Source organism: Paenibacillus sp. AGC31, from assembly GCF_057334655.1.
Genome location: NZ_JBHFJH010000024.1, coordinates 487,084 through 503,998 on the forward strand (window position 1 = coordinate 487,084; position 16,915 = coordinate 503,998).

The 16,915-nt window shown below is 46.1% G+C and carries 16 protein-coding genes; all 16 read left to right on the forward strand.

Annotated features, from left to right (window positions below; genetic code table 11):
- Positions 1-10: 10 nt before the first annotated feature.
- The 16 genes from galU to ACE04G_RS09995 are packed head-to-tail and all read left to right on the forward strand — an operon-like array spanning position 11 to position 16,861.
- Positions 11-913: a UTP--glucose-1-phosphate uridylyltransferase GalU gene (gene galU, locus ACE04G_RS09920; RefSeq protein ID WP_036611572.1), complete on the forward strand. Its 903-nt coding sequence runs from the start codon at positions 11-13 to the stop codon at positions 911-913.
- The gene (locus ACE04G_RS09925) at positions 910-1,608 is read left to right on the forward strand and encodes a sugar transferase (protein WP_036668903.1); all 699 of its coding nucleotides are present in this window, start codon (positions 910-912) and stop codon (positions 1,606-1,608) included. Before galU ends, ACE04G_RS09925 begins: the two co-directional genes overlap by 4 nt.
- 34 nt (positions 1,609-1,642) lie before the next feature.
- Positions 1,643-3,019: an O-antigen ligase family protein gene (locus tag ACE04G_RS09930; RefSeq protein WP_449005340.1), complete on the forward strand. Its 1,377-nt coding sequence runs from the start codon at positions 1,643-1,645 to the stop codon at positions 3,017-3,019.
- Positions 3,016-3,474, forward strand: coding sequence for a PssD/Cps14F family polysaccharide biosynthesis glycosyltransferase (gene pssD, locus ACE04G_RS09935; protein WP_036668906.1), 459 nt, complete (start codon positions 3,016-3,018; stop codon positions 3,472-3,474). The genes ACE04G_RS09930 and pssD overlap by 4 nt, the downstream gene beginning before the upstream one ends.
- On the forward strand, positions 3,471-3,950 hold the full coding sequence (gene pssE, locus ACE04G_RS09940) for a PssE/Cps14G family polysaccharide biosynthesis glycosyltransferase (protein WP_221819116.1): 480 nt from the start codon (positions 3,471-3,473) through the stop codon (positions 3,948-3,950). The genes pssD and pssE overlap by 4 nt, the downstream gene beginning before the upstream one ends.
- 38 nt (positions 3,951-3,988) lie before the next feature.
- Positions 3,989-5,056 carry a glycosyltransferase family 4 protein gene (locus tag ACE04G_RS09945; RefSeq protein WP_221819117.1) on the forward strand — a complete coding sequence of 356 codons (1,068 nt, stop codon included), beginning with the start codon at positions 3,989-3,991 and terminating at the stop codon, positions 5,054-5,056.
- A 21-nt stretch (positions 5,057-5,077) separates the two neighbouring features.
- The gene (locus ACE04G_RS09950; protein ID WP_221819118.1) at positions 5,078-6,022 is read left to right on the forward strand and encodes a glycosyltransferase family 2 protein; all 945 of its coding nucleotides are present in this window, start codon (positions 5,078-5,080) and stop codon (positions 6,020-6,022) included.
- 11 nt (positions 6,023-6,033) lie between these two features.
- On the forward strand, positions 6,034-7,056 hold the full coding sequence (locus ACE04G_RS09955) for a glycosyltransferase (protein ID WP_221819119.1): 1,023 nt from the start codon (positions 6,034-6,036) through the stop codon (positions 7,054-7,056).
- 43 nt (positions 7,057-7,099) lie between these two features.
- Positions 7,100-8,005, forward strand: coding sequence for a glycosyltransferase (locus tag ACE04G_RS09960; RefSeq protein WP_256704149.1), 906 nt, complete (start codon positions 7,100-7,102; stop codon positions 8,003-8,005).
- A gap of 8 nt (positions 8,006-8,013) precedes the next feature.
- Entirely contained in the window at positions 8,014-9,390 is a 1,377-nt protein-coding gene (locus tag ACE04G_RS09965) for a lipopolysaccharide biosynthesis protein (RefSeq protein WP_221819120.1), read from the forward strand.
- Positions 9,377-10,405, forward strand: a complete 1,029-nt coding sequence (locus tag ACE04G_RS09970; RefSeq protein WP_036668919.1) for a polysaccharide pyruvyl transferase family protein — start codon at positions 9,377-9,379, stop codon at positions 10,403-10,405. The genes ACE04G_RS09965 and ACE04G_RS09970 overlap by 14 nt, the downstream gene beginning before the upstream one ends.
- Positions 10,402-11,784 carry a sugar phosphate nucleotidyltransferase gene (locus tag ACE04G_RS09975; RefSeq protein ID WP_221819121.1) on the forward strand — a complete coding sequence of 461 codons (1,383 nt, stop codon included), beginning with the start codon at positions 10,402-10,404 and terminating at the stop codon, positions 11,782-11,784. Before ACE04G_RS09970 ends, ACE04G_RS09975 begins: the two co-directional genes overlap by 4 nt.
- A gap of 32 nt (positions 11,785-11,816) precedes the next feature.
- Positions 11,817-13,148 carry a UDP-glucose dehydrogenase family protein gene (locus ACE04G_RS09980; RefSeq protein ID WP_047841972.1) on the forward strand — a complete coding sequence of 444 codons (1,332 nt, stop codon included), beginning with the start codon at positions 11,817-11,819 and terminating at the stop codon, positions 13,146-13,148.
- Positions 13,149-13,161: 13 nt separating this feature from the next.
- On the forward strand, positions 13,162-14,082 hold the full coding sequence (locus ACE04G_RS09985) for an LCP family glycopolymer transferase (RefSeq protein ID WP_221819122.1): 921 nt from the start codon (positions 13,162-13,164) through the stop codon (positions 14,080-14,082).
- 21 nt (positions 14,083-14,103) lie between these two features.
- Entirely contained in the window at positions 14,104-16,263 is a 2,160-nt protein-coding gene (locus ACE04G_RS09990; RefSeq protein ID WP_221819123.1) for a hypothetical protein, read from the forward strand.
- Between the two features lie 10 nt (positions 16,264-16,273).
- Complete coding sequence (locus ACE04G_RS09995; RefSeq protein WP_221819124.1) at positions 16,274-16,861, forward strand: VanZ family protein; 588 nt, start codon at positions 16,274-16,276, stop codon at positions 16,859-16,861.
- Positions 16,862-16,915 lie beyond the last annotated feature (54 nt).

Here is a 16,915-nt window from a genome sequence, read left to right on the forward strand (position 1 = left end):
GGTGGTATTTATGAAAAAAGTGAGAAAAGCAATCATTCCTGCAGCTGGACTAGGTACACGATTTTTGCCAGCCACAAAAGCGATGCCCAAAGAAATGCTCCCTATTGTGGACAAACCAACTATACAGTATATCGTTGAGGAAGCCATTGCCTCTGGAATCGAAGACATCATCATCGTAACCGGTAAAGGGAAGCGGGCAATTGAAGATCATTTCGACAACGCTTTTGAATTGGAACATAACTTGCTGGAAAAAGGGAAGCTGGGCCTGCTTGAAGAGGTTCGCAAATCCTCTAACGTGGATATCCACTACATAAGACAAAAAGAGGCCAAAGGACTTGGTCATGCTGTCTGGTGTGCACGTAACTTTATCGGTGACGAACCTTTTGCCGTGTTGCTCGGAGATGACATCGTCGTATCGGAAGTTCCATGCACCAAACAATTGATTGATCAATATGATCAGGTTCAACATTCCATTGTTGGCGTACAAACCGTACTTGCTGAACAAACAGACAGATACGGCATTGTAGACCCGCTTCAATCGGATGGCCGTTTGACAGAGGTTCTCAGGTTCGTAGAGAAACCTGCCCAAGGCACAGCGCCTTCCAACCTGGCGATTATGGGGAGATACGTACTGAGTCCAGAGATTTTCGAACATCTGGAGCAACAAGAGATTGGTCAAGGGGGAGAGATTCAATTAACAGATGCGATTCAGCGCTTAAATGAGACACAAGGAGTGTATGCTTACGATTTCGAGGGAGTACGTTATGACGTGGGCGAGAAACTGGGATTCATTTTGACAACCATCGACTTCGCTCTGCAAAAGCAGGAACTTAGAATTCCAATGCTGCAAGCTCTGCAACAGATTCTGGAAAAAGAGTCGGTAGAACATGTAGCCGGGGGGGAGTTTGAATGAGTCCATCTCCCCAAACGAAGGAAGCGGAGATCGTTATGGACCCAAGTCTGGGGTACAATGCATCAACGATGTCAGGACAAAATGCGGATAAAGTGTATCTATTTATGAAAAGAATGCTCGATTTGCTGGGTTCTTTCATAGGTTTGATCATTTTGTGCCCATTGTTTGCGGTCATCGGATTACTGATCAAAATCGAGGCCCCGCAGGGGTCTGTTTTTTTTCGTCAGGTACGGGTCGGACAGAATGGAAAAGAGTTCCACATGTACAAATTCAGGTCCATGGTTGCGAATGCAGAAGATCTGCTGGAACAGCTGATTGATCAGAATGAAGTGAACGGGAATATGTTCAAAATGAAAAATGATCCCCGCATTACCCGGATTGGCAAGTTCATTCGGAAAACCAGTCTGGATGAGTTGCCACAGTTGTGGAACGTGTTCAGAGGAGAGATGAGTCTCGTTGGACCCAGACCGGCTCTGCCCAGAGAAGTGAAGAACTACACTTCCTATGACAGACAACGTCTTCAGATGATTCCGGGATGTACGGGATTATGGCAAGTCAGCGGTCGAAATAGTGTTGGTTTTGAGGAAATGGTGGAGCTGGATCTGACGTATGCCCGTGAGCGCAGCATGATGGTGGATATCAAAATTATCTTCAGAACGTTCAAGGTGCTGGTAGGTTCGAAGGATGCGTTTTGAAACACGATTCTGGCTTTAAGGTGGCATAGCAGATATGCAAAAGACCGGTATACTTGCTGCATTAAATATGAAGTCGTTTAATATCATTCTTTTTTCGCTGGTAATTGTCTTCGCAGCAATCTATCTTCCACTAGTCTCGGTTGTTGCACTCATAGCTGTAATTCTGCTGGGCGTTTATATTAAACAGCCCAGCTGGATTTTTATGATTCTCATCGTCAGTTTTTCATTGTCCATTGATAAGATATTTAGCATTCATCTGGCAGGACTGGATTCACTGTCCTTCTACAAGCTGGCAATTCTGGGTTTTGTCGTCTCTCTTTTTTTACGCTTTGGTATTCGCAAAGAGTTGATCTATCCTGCACTGGCGATTGGTTTTTTATTTGTGGAGAGTTATTTTCTATCGGATCTGCCCAATAAGGTTAGTCCGCTCGATCCATTCAAGGCCTTTCTGGGAGTCATTGTTCCTTTTTTGTTGCTGATGCCCCACTTTTCAAGAGAGATCAGTCAACGAATTATACGTGTACTCGCATGGTTGCCGCTGTTCAGTCTTGCTGGTGGTTATATTCTGCAACTCGCCGGCATATTGTCCATTACTAACCTGGAGATGTCGGGAGTAACCCGGTTACAGGGTGCCAACATTGCTGCGCATCTGGCCATGTTGTGTTTTATCTCCATCTGCGTCTGTCTGATTCAGATCAAACAAGGCCATCAGGTTGTTCTGTATTACATGCTTACCTTGACACATCTGGTCATTCTGGTCCAGACGGGAACAAGGGGGCCGCTTATTGCGCTTATTCCGATTATTCTGGTCTATCTTTTTGATCAACTGAAAGCCTTCATCAAAGGCAGAGTCAGTGCCATTATTCCTCTCATTCTGTTTGTTGTCGCTGTGGCCTATATGGTGATTGCGCAGTGGGACAATTATGAGATGAGGTCAGAGAGCAAAGGCCTGTCGGGAAGGGATGTAGCCTGGAATTATTTTATTGGCAAAGCAAATGAGTATCCGATATTTGGACGTGGACTCGGCTCAACACTTGTAGCGAATGATGGAAGTATTTTTTCTGGATTCGTTGTTCCGCATAATGAATACATTCGTTTTTATTACGATGGCGGTTTAGTTGGAGCCATCCTGTTGTTTCTTTCGCTGCTGCTGGTGTTTCGGGCTGTGTACTTCCGATTGGGCGGCATGATCCGGTTGTATTTTGCCGGTATGATTATCGGTTTTCTGACCTATTCCTTTTTTGACAATACCCTGTCCACGGTTCATCTGATTGCTCCATTCTGTATCTTCCTGAACGCGTTATATGCTACGGGAAATGGAATTCATTCCAAGTCAGGGGCTAAAGCAGAAGTGGATATACAGATACAGCGAGCCAAGGACGTATCCTTTTCAAAGGAGATTAGAACATGAAGGTCTGTTTGATCAGTTCTACAGGCGGTCATTTTGATGAATTAACCAAAATTATTCCTGCGGTTGAAGAACATGATTATTTCCTGATTACCGAGAAAAATAAAAGCAGAAAAGTAGAATCGTCTCAGGGCAAAGTATACTTCTTAATGCAACAAGAGCGGAAGAATGCGATGTTCTTGCTAATCTTTGTGGCTAATATTATCAAGTCGTTCTTTCTATATCTGCGTGAGCGTCCAAAGGTGATCATTACAACAGGGGCAGGAGCTACCTATCCTTTTTGCCTCATCGGTAAAATCTTCGGTGCCAAGCTGATTTATATCGAAAGTTATGCCAAAATCTATTCCTCCAGCGCAACCGGGAGATTGATGTACAAAATCTCGGATGAGTTCTTCATCCAATGGGAAACGTTGCAGGATAGCTATCCCAATGCAAAATACAGGGGGGCTTTATTTTGATATTTGCTATCGTTGGAACCCAGCGTTTTCCCTTCAATCGGATGTTTGAGCTTATTGATGAGGCGATTGAGGCAGGAATTATTGAAGAAGAGGTTATTGCCCAATCCGGATATACCGAGGTTCAGCCCCGAAATTTCACTGTGATTCCTTTCCTTACCCAGGAAGAGATGAATGAATATGTGGAGCGCAGCAGATGCATTATTTCTCATGCGGGTGTGGGTTCCATCACAAATTGTCTTGAACGTGGCAAGCCGGTTATTGTCATTCCACGCCGGAAAGAATGGGGCGAGCATGTGGATGACCATCAGCTTGAAATCTCCAAGGTTTTTCAGGATAACGGCTATGTGGCCGTCGCGGAGAGTCAGGATGAATTGCAAAAACTGGTTCCGTGCATAGAGGAGCTGACGTTCCAGCCTTATGTGAGAAAACAGTCTGATCTGATCTCATCCATTAAAAATTACGTGAACAGTCTGTAAGAGGTATGAAGATTAACCATGAAAAAAAGGAGTCTATCATGAAACCAAAAGTATTGGTTGTTGGATCATCCTTGAAGGATATGGGTGGAATTGTGAGTGTCATCAAAAATATTGAGGATTCCTCCATCTCGGAAATGTATGCCATGCAGCGGGTCGAAACGTATATCACGGGCAGCGTGTTCTCACGGCTGCTTATTTTTATACGGGGATTCATTCAATTCTGGATGAAGCTGTATACGTTTAAGCCGGATATCGTGCATATTCATATGGCAAACAACGGGAGCTTTTATCGGAAGTCTCTATTTCTGCTAACCGCACGAAAGTTGTTTCGAAAGTCAGTCATTCTGCATATTCATGCGGCCAGCTTTGATGATTTCTACAACCAATTTGCTCTGCAGCGTAAGTATTGTCACTACATTCTGAATCAGGCAGATAAGTTGATTGTCTTGTCCCAGACGTGGAAAGAATACTTTGCTACGATTGTGCCGGAGACAGCGATTGAAGTTCTTTATAACGGGGTCTTTGTCAAAGAACCGTTTGTGAGAGAACAACAAACAGCCGTTAATGCTCTTTTCATGGGCAGACTCGGTGAGCGAAAAGGAGTCTACGATCTGCTACAGTCCATTCAGCAATTGAAGGCGCTGGGCGTTACAGCTACCTTTAATCTGGCAGGGGATGGCGAAGTCGAAGAAGTCAAAGCAATCGTGCAGCAGTATGGAATAGAGGATCGTGTCAATGTACTCGGCTGGATTAACGGAGAGCAAAAGGAAAAGCTGATGCGGGAAGCGGATCTACTGGTCCTGCCTTCTTATCATGAGGGATTACCTATGGCCATACTTGAAGCAATGAATTGTGGCTTGCCCATTATATCGACCACCGTCGGAGGCATCCCCGAAGTGATTACATCCGGTCATAATGGGCTGTTAATCGAGCCGGGAGATGTGCACGGGCTGATATCAGCGCTGGAATATCTCATCACGGATGAAGAGGTTAGAGCAAGAATGGGTTCACATAACAGAGAGATTATATCGGATAAATTCGATATGAATCTTCTCGTAGGCAGATTGTCAGGAATATATGATGCCCTTCAAGTGAAGGTATCCTAGTGAACAGGAAAAGGTGATGAAATGAACCCCTTGGTATCTTGCATCATTACGACCCATAACCGGGCCGAGTTATTGAAAAATGCGTTGAGAAGTGTACGAGAGCAAACACATCCGTATCTGGAGATTTTCATTGTGGATGATGGTTCAGAAGATCAGACGCCAGAGATCTGTCAGGCTTGGGCCCGGGAAGATTCACGGATTCGGTACATCCGGGTTCCATATCCCAAAGGAGCCAACCATGCACGGAATGTAGGGATATCTCAAGCCAATGGCAAATACATTGCCTTCCTGGATGATGATGATGAATGGATGCCTGACAAAATAAAAACCCAGGCGGAAGTGCTGGAACGAACCCAGGAATCATTCACCTTTTGCAGCAAGTATCTCGCATACACGAATGAGCAGCATCAGGTGGTCAAACGGAAATTGTCGGTGGAACCTCGCGATGTTATTCGGTATGAGGATCTGCTTACATTCAACTGGATTGGGGAAACGTCCAAAATCATGGTACTTACCTCATTGGCCCGTGAAGTTCGATTCGATGAAAATCTGACATCCGCTCAGGATTATGACTTTTATCTGCGCATATTGAAACGAGGCTACATCGCCGTGAATGTGAAAGAACCGCTGGTGGATATTAACATCCATAGTGGTCCGCGAATTTCAACCTCTACAACGGCCAAGTACAAGGGCCAACGCAAGATCATTTTGAAATACTACAATGACATGTCCAAGGAACAGAAGCGCCGTCAGTTACACCATTATCGAATGCTCGAATGGTCGAGAAATACACTTCGCAATAACGTTTATTTGAAAAAAGCACTGTCGCTGTACCCTTGGTGGAAAGACTGGGTGCTGCTCAAGCGTAATACCAAAATTATGATGCAAGGATTTCTAATGAGATTTCATGCAAGGCGCGCAGTTGGAACGTATACAGAGGAACCTGTGCGAATGAAACTAAAGTAAGAGGTGTCTGGATGGAAAATCCGACGGTGTATATGCTGCCCAAGATGATTGAGAACAATAAATTCAATGAGCTGTTATCCGATTCCATTGAGAACAAGGGATGGGAAGTGAAACAGTTTACCAAAAGAGATCTACTCAAACTGAAAAAAAATGATGTGCTGCATTTTCATTGGCCCAGCTTTTATTACAGAGGTTCATCCGTACTGACAACAGTGATCAAGTCCATTCTGTATGTATTGATGATTTGTTTTGCACGGTTGCGCGGGGCCAAATTGTTCTGGACAGTGCATAACATCTGGCCTCACAACAGCGGTAAGACACGGTTTGATTATTGGATGAGAAAAATACTGGTCCAAAATTGCTCCAAGCTGATTGTCATGGGTAAACCCTTGATCTCGGAGATCTGTTCGACGTTTGGGATTGATTCCAGCCGGATCGAGGTTATTCCGCATGGACATTACAAGGGAGTGTATCAGGGGAAAGGCGTGAATATCCGCTCCCGGTTTGGCATCCCGGAGGATAGTTATGTGTATGCTTTCTTCGGTCAGGTGTCGCCTTACAAAGGCGTGGATGATTTGCTGGAGGCATTCAAGGATCTGGATTCCGAACAAGCCCATCTGTTGATTGCCGGCAAAAAGGTAAAGGATTATGACCTTGGAGATGAATTTCTCAAGAGCGGACATATTCATACCCATTTTCATTTCATCGAAGATGATGAATATTCGGACTATTTTGATGCAGTCGATTCGATCATTCTTCCATACAAGCAAATTGCAACTTCAGGCAGTGCAATTCTGGCATTGACCTTCTGTAAACCGGTGGTGGCACCACGGATTGGCTTGTTGGAGGAATACCTGCCCGAAGATTGTGCGGTACTCTATGAACCTTCCGATCCGGATGGATTACTCAAGGCAATGAATATGATCCGGTTAAAACAATCGGAGTTTCAGGAAGGCAGTGGTTTTGTCAAAGCGTTGGAGCGGCTGGATTGGCCAGTGATTGCCCAAAGGACACTTACCCTGTACTCCAGTTAGTACAGATGAGAGAGTGGACCTAATTGAAAAATATGGGGATGAAATGATGAAGGTAACCGTCGCGATCTGTACGTATAACCGTGCACAGGATGCGGTAGAGGCTATACGAAGTGCGATACAACAGAATTACGCAAGCAGCGACTATGAGATCATACTTATTGATAACAATTCGAAAGACAACACACGGGAAATCGTGCTCCAAACCATCTTGCAGCATGAGAACCATTCAATCCGGTATGTGTTGGAAGAAAAGCAAGGCTTGTCTGTAGCCCGTAACCGGGCCATTCACGAGGCGCGCGGCGAGTATATCCTGTTCCTTGACGATGATGCTTTTGCTTGCAGGGATTGGATTCGCCAGATCGTTAGCGTCTTTGAAATGAATGAAAATATCGGTTGTGTCGGTGGCAAGATTGATCCGATCTGGGAAGTACCTGAGCCAATGTGGATTCCACCGGAGAACAGGTCGCTGTTCACCATTCTGGATTTTGCAGATGAAGTCACTGAGATGAAAAGTCCTTATATTCCATTTGGTGCCAATGTGGCCTTTCGTTTATCCGTCTTTGATCAACTGGCCCCCTTCCGTGAAGACCTTGGAAGAGTGGGCAACAATCTTCTCTCCAGTGAAGAGAGTGAGTTGATTGCAAGAATACGGACAAAGTTCAAGGTATATTACACGCCGTATGGCGCGGTACAACATAAAGTAGCCAAAGAGCGAACGACGAAGAACTGGTTTCTGCGCAGAATCTATTGGCAGGGTGTGAGTGATGCCATTCGGGATCAGGATCGTGGTGTTGTACGTACGGCCAAACATGGGATCAAGCTCGCACAGGGGATCACAACCTCACTGATCTACATTTATAATGCAGATCGGTTCACACGTCAGCTTGCCAAAGTATGTTACCGAAACGGCATGATTGTTGGGTCGCTTCGTCAAAACAGTAAGGGATGAGGATCGCTATGGCGCAAGTTGCACTTCGCAAAGTATTCAGAGGAAACGGCTTAATGAGTGCCATATTTCAGACAAGTGGGACCAATCTGCTGGTCATGACACTGACGATGCTGTCTTCCATTTTGACGTCACGCATGTTCGGTGTAGAGGGAAAGGGCGCATTCTCGGCCATCTTGTTCTGGCCGGCGCTACTAACCGGATTGGTCGGTTTCGGACTACCGACATCCATCATTTATAACATCAAACAGAGCGCAACCGAGAAGAGTGCGCAGTATGTTCGGTTAAGTTTTCTTTTTCAAGTTCCGGTGTGCATCATTATTGGTATTGTGGCCTGGTTTGGATTACCTTTCTGGCTCTCCAGCTTTCCGCCGGAGGTCGTGCAGATATCCAGATGGTATACGATTGCTACCGTTCCTGTACTTATTGTCATCAATCTCATATCAGCGCTCTCGCAGAGTCGGGAGAAATTCGCTGTATATAATGGTATCCGGTTAATGATCCCCCTGTTTAATGTAGGCGGGCTTTTTGTGTTATGGGGCCTGGGGATGCTGAGCATTCAGCTCGCGGCTGCGATCTATTTTGTAACCAGCTTCTCCGTGGTGGCGTGGGCTATCTATGCGAACCGTGATGAATTGAGACTGAGATGGTTCAAGGATCGGGTGGACCAGAGTTCGGCCAAGAAACTTTTTGGTTATGGCAGCAGGGTGTATGGTGTTGAATTACTAGGAACATTGTATACCCAGTTTGATAAAATCATTATTTTGGCTTTGCTCACCCCGCGTGATTTTGGACTGTATTCCGTCGTATTTGCGTTATCCCGAATCTACAATGCCGTTCAAACGGCGATCAGCAATGTTGTTTTCCCAAAAGTGACCGGATTACCCCAAGAGCAGATTATTCGAACGGTCGGCAGAGCCTTCCGCATCTCGCTCATGGTCATGATGATCATTGTAATACCCACCATGTTTGTGGGGAACTACCTGATGGGTCTTCTGTTTGGCTCCGAATTTTTGGAAGCGAGCGTTGCGTTTTATATTTTGGCTGTGGAATGCATCATTGGTGGTGGCTCCTGGATTCTAGCATCTGCATTTAATGCACTGGGTCGGCCAGGACTTGTGATGATCAGACAACTTATTGCACTCTCGGTGACGGTGGCTTTGTTCTTTGTATTCACTCCGCTGTGGGGGCTCAACGGAATTGCAATTGCCTTATTGATCGGGTCCATTGTACGAATGGTGGTTACTGTGGCTGCGATGAAGATTGTATTTAAGGTGAAGTTTGCCGCCATGTTCTATGACAAGGAAGATATACCGTTTCTCTATGAACGGTTAAACAAAAAAAGAAGAAGAGTCACCCAAGGAGGAGATGGAGATGCTGGGCACTAACAATATTCATCCAATGGAAGAGTTGAAGGGACATTTACGTCAGATTTTGAAGGTCATTCCACCGCGTACCGAAATCTATTATTTGGATTACCCGGTGCATAGCAATGGTGGCGACTTGTTGATTATGAAAGGTACTGAGGCTTTCTTCCGGGACAATGATATTCATGTACGTGCCAGATACAGCATTCTGGATTGCCCTTTGTCCCTCAAGGTACCGGAAGGTATCACGATTGTGTTGCACGGGGGAGGTAACTTTGGTGATCTGTACCCTGCCCATCAGAAATTGAGAGAGCGCATGATCGCCCAGCATCCGAATCACCGGATTGTCATTCTGCCACAGACGATGTTTTACAAGAGTGATATTGAATTGAAAAAGACAGCCCAAGTATTCAATCGTCATAAGGATGTGCACTTTTTTGTCCGGGATACCTTATCTTATGAGATAGCCAGTAAAGAATTTCAACAAACGAATGTGTACCTTTCTCCGGATATGGCGCATCAGTTGTGGCCTCTTAAGTCCAAGAGCAAGCCTACCGCAGAGATGTTGTATTTCTTCCGGAAAGACATTGAGAAAACTCAGAATCAGGTGCATTACGAATCCGTCAGTGGACCCAAGGCCACGTTTAAAGACTGGGAGACATTGTACAACCGGGTAGACCGGAAGATCATTCGCATGATTACGTCCCGGTTAAAGTCAGGGAAAGGCAGCTCTTTCGCCCGCTGGTTGTGGTACAAATACTCTGATCGGATGGTACATACGGCCATTAAGGAATTCAATCAATACCAGACCATTACGACATCCCGTCTGCATGGACATATTCTGGCCTGTCTCCTGGATCAACCGAACATCCTGCTGGATAATTCATACGGCAAGAACTCGAATTATTATGCAGCTTGGACCAAGAGTAATCCGGCAGGCAGACTGGAGTCCAATCAGACCAGCACATATAACAAGCCAACCGAGACTGGCAAGGGAGCAAGTACGGTTGTGCTGTCGGATGGTGCAGCCCTATGAGAAGTATTCTGTTATCTGGTGGTTCTGGCAAGCGTCTGTGGCCGTTATCCAACGATTCCAGATCCAAGCAATTTCTTAAAGTTCTTCATGGGCCAGAGGGAAGTCCGGAATCCATGGTACAGCGGGTATGGCGACAGCTGAATCATGCGGGACTTGCATCAGAAGCGCTGATCGCGACCAGTTTGCCACAGGTGGAGATTCTGACTTCTCAGCTGGGAGATGATGTGAGACTGGTTGTGGAGCCTGAGCGCAGAGATACGTTTCCTGCGATTGCACTCGCTGCCTCCTATCTGTATTCCGTAGAGAGTGTGAGTCTGAATGAGACGATTGCAGTGTTGCCTGTAGATCCCTTTGTTGAAAAAGAATTCTTCGAGGTGCTGGCAACCTTACCGGAGATGCTTGATAAGTCTGGTGCTGATCTGGCCTTGATGGGAGTTGTGCCGACGTACCCGTCAGAGAAGTACGGATACATCATTCCGCAATCCCTATCTTCCAGTGACAATAACAATGAATACGTGAATGTAGCGAAGTTCCAGGAGAAACCCTGCGAATCCGATGCGGTCCTCATGATTGAGCAGGCCGCATTATGGAATTGCGGGGTTTTTGCTTTTAAGCTGGGTTATTTGATTAATCTGCTCATTGAGATGGAACTGCCAATCCAGTATGACGAAATGCTGAAGCAATACGGAAGATTGAACAAGATCAGTTTTGATTACCAGGTTGTCGAGAAGGCAAATCAGATTATCGCTATTCCGTATAACGGCTTCTGGAAAGATCTAGGCACGTGGAACACACTCACGGAAGAGATGGGAAGCTCGGTTGTAGGAAAAGGGTGGATTACGGGAGATTCTTTGAATACCCACCTGGTCAATGAATTGAACATTCCGGTTGCCATATTGGGATTGTCGGATGTGGTGGTCGCCGTGAGTCCGGATGGCATTCTGGTCAGTGACAAAGAAGCCAGCCCACGGATCAAGGAAATCTTAAAGAACGAGGATCAACGCCCCATGTATGAGGAGCGCAGGTGGGGTTGCTACCGGGTTCTGGATTACACAAGAAACGAAGCTGGCGGTGAGGTTCTCACCAAACGAATCTGCATCAGTGCCGGGAAAAACCTGAGTTATCAATACCATTTGCTTCGCAATGAGGTATGGACGGTTGTATCGGGAACTGGGGAATTGATTCTGAATGGGCAGAGCCGAATGATCGGGCAAGGAGATACGGTGATCATTGACCGGAGTATGCTTCATTCCGTCAGAGCCGTTACGGAACTGGAGATCATTGAGGTACAGATCGGCAGTCAGCTGATTGAGGAAGATATCGTTAGAGTGTCTACCGAATGGCAGGACATTGTTCAGACATATGTGAAGCACGCGTAACCAACACATTAGAACATGGGGGAGATTATGGAATGAATATTACGGTGATTGGCACAGGGTATGTGGGTTTGGTATCAGGCGTATGTTTTTCGGAACTGGGAAATAACGTGATCTGTGTCGACAACAATGTGGAAAAAGTGAATATGTTAATGGACGGTCATGTTCCGATCTATGAACCGGGTCTGAAGGATATCATGAATGCCAATATGAAAGCAGGAAGGCTGTCCTTCACCACCAACATTCAGGATGCTATCAGTCGTTCGGATATTATTATCATCGCGGTGGGTACGCCATCCCTGCCTAATGGCGAAGCAAATCTGAGCTTTATTGAGCTTGTCGCGCGAGAAATAGGTTCTTATATGGATAATTATAAAATAATAATGACTAAAAGCACTGTTCCTGTCGGAACCAATGATCGTATTCAGGAATGGATCAGCAGTTTGACGAATCACCCATTCGACATGGCATCGGTACCGGAGTTCCTGCGAGAAGGTACCGCTGTCCAGGATACACTCTATCCTGACCGGATAGTCATTGGGACACATAGCGAACGGGCGGTTGCCACACTGAAAGAGCTGCATCAGCCATTAACCGATCAGATTATTGTTACAGATATTCGTTCGGCCGAAATGATTAAATATGCATCCAACGCTTTCCTGGCAACCAAGATCTCATTTATCAACGAAATCTCTAACATCTGTGAAAAAGTAGGAGCAGATGTCAGCCGTGTTGCCGAAGGCATGGGCTATGACAGACGAATCGGTGCCTCCTTTCTCAAGGCAGGCATTGGTTACGGAGGTTCCTGTTTCCCTAAGGATACACAGGCTCTGATTCAAATTGCAGGTAATGTGGATTATGACTTCAAACTGCTGAAGTCCGTGGTGGAAGTGAACAAAGATCAACGCTTCAACGTCATTCGTAAACTGGAAGACGCACTGGGCTCACTCGAAGGGAAGGAGATTGCCATCTGGGGGCTTGCTTTCAAACCGGATACCGATGACGTTCGGGATGCTCCGGCGATTGAGATCATTCAACGTTTGCTTGAGCAGGGAGCAGTGATTCGGGCATATGACCCCATCGCTACCGAGAACTTCCGCAAAGAGGTGGATTCCCCATCCATTACGTGGGAAGAGCGTGCCATGAAAGCGGCGGAAGGTGCTGATGCACTCTGTGTTCTGACGGAATGGAAAGAGTTCATGGAGGTTAATCTGACTGATTTGGCAGCGCATATGAACCAACCCATCCTGATTGATGGAAGAAACATCTACGGAGAAGATCAGATTAAAGATACGTCCTTTCAATACTACTCCGTTGGTCGTCCAGGTCTAACCAATATCGATGGTAGAAAAACGGCAGTCATCTAACGGAGGCCATAACATGAGACGCGGGATCAAAATAACATTAGGTGCCATTTCCCTTGTTGCAGTTGTTATGATTGGATATTCTGTGTACCTGTATTCGCATGTCAAATCAGCGGCGGATCAAATGTATGAACCCCGGGAACCCATCAAGCAGGTATCTATTGTCGACCAGCGCGGTGGGGGAGATTTCCCTGTGGACATGGAGAATGAAGAACCTTTTAATGCTTTGATCCTGGGTGTGGATGAACGTTCCAATGATCGGGGGCGCTCCGACACCATGATTGTATTAAGTGTTAATCCTGCGAAGCAATCCGCTCTTATGTTTAACATCCCCCGAGATACCAGAACAAATATTGTTGGACACGGCACGGAGGATAAGATCAACCATGCATACGCTTTTGGGGGCGTTAACATGTCTGTGCAAACGGTGGAACAATTGCTTGACGTTCCCATACATTACTACATGAAAGTGAATATGGAGGGCTTTGCACAAGTCATCGACATGGTGGGTGGAGTGAATGTGAATAACCCGTTTGCATTTGACTATGAGGGTTACCGGTTCGAGCAAGGGAAGATTCATCTGGATGGTGAAGCGGCTTTGGGATTTTCGCGGATGCGTTATGATGATCCGAAGGGGGATCTCGGACGGAATGACCGTCAGCGGGAGATCATCAAACAAGTGCTGAAGAATACGGTCCAGGTATCGAACGTGTTGCAACTGGAGACGTTGCTGGACGAAGTCAGTGCTCACGTCAGAACCGACGTTACCTTTGATGAGATGAAGCAGATGTTCTCCAATTATCGTTCGGTACTGGATCATATTGAATCCGTTGAGATTAAAGGCACGGGCAAGAAAATAGACGGAGTGTACTACTATATCGTGGAACAGTCGGAACGAGACAGGATACATCAGATGATTGAAGAACATTCAAAATGATCGGATAGGGCGGTGAACCAGATGCGTATCTCCAGACTAATGAAATTGTCCCTGATTGTGCTACTCATGTATATGCTCATGATACCGGCAAGTACAAATTATGTTCAATCAGCTCAAAACTATCAGTGGAATAATATACCTATTGGTGGTGGGGGGTACGTTACGGGGGTGGTCATTCATCCGACTGAGCCTGATCTGGTTTACGCTCGAACTGATGTTGGAGGAGCTTACCGACTGGATGTAACTTCAGGAGATTGGATTCCACTACTGGATCATTTTGGAGATGAGGACAGTAATCTGTACGGCGTGGATGGAATTGCGCTGGATCAGCAAAATCCCAACGTTGTGTATATCGCTGCTGGGAAGTACGGGAACGTGGGGCCAAGTGATATTCTGAAATCCACAGACCGGGGAGAAACCTGGATTCGAACCGGACTTAATCTTCGGAATGAATCGAATGGAAATATCCATCGAGCCATGGGAGAGAGCATCGCGGTTAATCCCACGAACTCCAATTACCTGCACGTGGGTACACGATATGATGGATTGTATACTTCCAGTGATGGTGCATCCACGTGGAGCAAGGTATGGGATGTACCTAGCGGGCTGTCCGGTGAGGGGATTCGGAGTGTAGCATATGGATTGAATCCCGTGACGAAGCAAGGTCAAGTTGTGTATGCGGGGGTTCGCGGCATTGGTGTGTATAGCAAAGCACCAAGAAGCAATGGGCAGACCACCTGGCAACTTACCGGGAGAAGCCCCGAATATCCTGCACGTATGACTGTAGCGAAGAACGGAACGTTGTATGTGACCACGGATAATCAAGGCGTATACAAGTTCAATGGTGTGCAGTGGACGAATATAACACCCAGCTCTAGTTACTCATCTTATTATGGAATCACGATTGATCCGAATAATGATAATCACATCCTGGCAGCCGTTCGAACAGGCGGAGATAATCTTCCGCTGTATCGTTCCGTTAATGGCGGGCTGAGTTGGACAACAGTGAGCAAAACGTTGGTATCCAAACCGTCATGGTGGACACCCAACATGTTTTTCTCAGCAACATCCAGTATCAAATTTGATCCGCATAATCCGGGCACCGTATACGCTACAGACTGGTTTGGCGTGTACAAGACGGAAAATATCAATGGTACCAATGGATTGACTGGCAGTACAGCGAGTACTTGGGAAGCTATCACCGATGGACATGAAGAAGTCGTCGCACTCACGGCCTCCACACCACCTCAGGGTGTTTCATTCTTTAGTGGTTTAACGGATCAGGTCGGATTTAGACATGAAAATGTAACCGATGTTCCTATTAATAAAATCCCACTCTCAGGTATGCGAGAAATTGTGAGTATTGACTATCATGAGGCAAACCCGAATTACATGATATTTCTGGGAAGCAGTGACTGGTATGGTACCACCACACGCTTATTTGTCTCTTCCAATAACGGGGTTACCGTAACTCCAATGAATGTTCCGGCTGGCTCCAAGCTGGGGAGGGTCGCCTACTCGGCCATCAATCCGAATGTAATTGTTTATTACCCCCAGACCGGTAATCCGGTCAGAAGCACGAATCGTGGCGCAACATGGCAAAATATGAATGGTGCCCCATTTCAGGCCATCGGGGGGAATATGGTCTTTGCCTATAATCATCCACTGGCTGCGGATCGCATCAATGGATATAAATTTTATATGTATGCTGCCGGTTATCTGTATCGGTCTACGGATGCAGGAGCCAACTGGTCCAAGGCCAATGCGGTTCGCCTTCCTATTAATACGGATATCAATACAAGCTTCATTAAAGTCGAGGCTGCACCTGGCGTGGCGAATAATGTATGGGTGAGTCTGGGAACCGATGGATTATATGCATCAACGAACTCTGGAAATACCTTTTCCAAGATCCCGGGTGTGCAGAATTCCAAACTATTTGCCTTTGGAAAAGCGAAGCCGGGTAAATTAGTTCCAGCTGTCTATGTATATGGTACCGTAAATAACGTGAATGGATTCTTCCGTTCAGATGATATGGGGGCAACCTGGAACAATATAGGTCCTTTAGGTAATGGAATCGGGCTGGGCAATGAACCGCAAATTATGGTGGCAGACCGTCAAATCTATGGTCAGCTATATGTAGGTACAAATGGCAGAGGCATGTATGTTGGATCAATAGAATAACGAGAGAGATATGAAAGTGGTGAAGATCAAAATGATGGAGGAGGGCTCCGGGCGCACGAGACAAAAGCATGTACGAAGAACGTACGGATTTCTCATTGCTCTGCTGTTGATTGTGATCTGGATTCTGGTCATCTGGTCCATGTCCACGCAATCCTCTCAACAGCAAGACATTCAGCCTTGGCTTCATAAATGGTCCCAAAAATTGCACATCGGTTTTACACTTCCTGATGTGCAATTCACTTACGGGGAGTATGAGTATTCGCTGAAACAGAGGCCGTATGATTTTGCAGAGTTCATCTTTCGCAAGAGTGCGCATTTATTTGTATACGCTGTGCTCGCCGTGCTTGTCTATGGCGGGCTGCGGTACAGAAGAACATCCCTTGTAACCAGTATCGTTTCTGCTCTGGCTGTGGTGTTTGTTATAGCCTCCATTGATGAGTATATTCAACAGTTCAGCCCGGACAGGACAAGCTCGATACGTGATGTTGGAGTGGACTTGCTCGGCGGTTGCTGTGGGATTGCCATATATGCAGGGCTTCAGTCCATGATCCGAAGGATCAGAAAGGAGGGAAAGCGTACTTCCATTCACAGCGAGTGATTTCCCAGGAAATTAGATGTATCGTTCAACTTCTACTTGTCTGCCATCCATCAT